Source organism: Falsiroseomonas oryzae (assembly GCF_027856955.1).
Classification (GTDB): Bacteria; Pseudomonadota; Alphaproteobacteria; order Acetobacterales; family Acetobacteraceae; genus Falsiroseomonas; species Falsiroseomonas oryzae.
Window position 1 is genome coordinate 1 of the sequence record NZ_JAPSMD010000910.1, and the last position, 853, is coordinate 853.

Consider the following 853-nt stretch of genomic DNA (forward strand, 5'->3'; position numbering starts at 1 on the left):
CCGCGCTTGGCCTGACGCATGCGCTGGCACCGCCGGACGCCGACCTGCCGGCCAGCCTGGCGCGGCTGCCGCCGCCGGGCGAGGCGGACCACCCCGCGCCCTGCGCGACCACGCCCGACGAGCCAGCCCTCATCGTCCTGACCAGCGGCAGCACGGGCCGCCCGAAGGGCATCGTGCATGCGCGCCGCACCCTGTTCTCCCGCCTGCGGGAACGGCGCGACCTGACGGGCATCCGCCCGGGCGGCGTGTATCTCTCGATCGCCGCGACCGGCAGCGTGGCGTGCCTCAGCCACGGCTTCACCGCCCTCAGCTCGGGCGGGCTGCTGCTGCGCGCCGAGCCGGCCCGGCGCGGGCTGCCCGGCGTGCTGCGCACCGTCGCCGCCCATGGCGGCGCGACGGTCGTCCACGGCCTGCCCGGCATCATCCGCACGCTGGCAGAGGCGCCGGAGGGTCCGCAGGCCTTCGGCCGGCTGGAGTATCTCCATGCCGGCGGCGCGGCCCTGCTGGCTTCGGATTTCCTGGCCTTGCGCACTCTGCTACCGGCGTCCTGCCGCATCGTCGCGAATCTCGGCTGCACGGAGTCGCAAAGCATCCTCTACTGGACGGTGCCGCCCGGCTGGCAGCCGGACGGCCCGCGCGTGCCGGCTGGCCGCCCGGCCCCCGGGCTGCAGGTGGCGCTGCTGGACGAGACGGGCGCGCCGGTGCCGGACGGCGAGGTGGGGGAGCTGGTGGTCACCAGCCGCACCATCGCCCTGGGCGAATGGCAGGATGGGCGTCCGGTCCCGACCCCGCGCATCGCCCCCGCGCCCGGCCGGCCCGGCGAGCGCGTGCTGCGCACCGGCGACGTCGCCCG

Annotated in this window: 1 protein-coding gene; it reads left to right on the top strand. The window is 77.3% G+C overall.

Translation table 11 applies throughout. The features are described 5' to 3' along the window. Positions 1–853 (top strand): AMP-binding protein (locus OZN99_RS32620; RefSeq protein WP_270939325.1); only part of this gene is annotated, 853 nt, incomplete at both ends.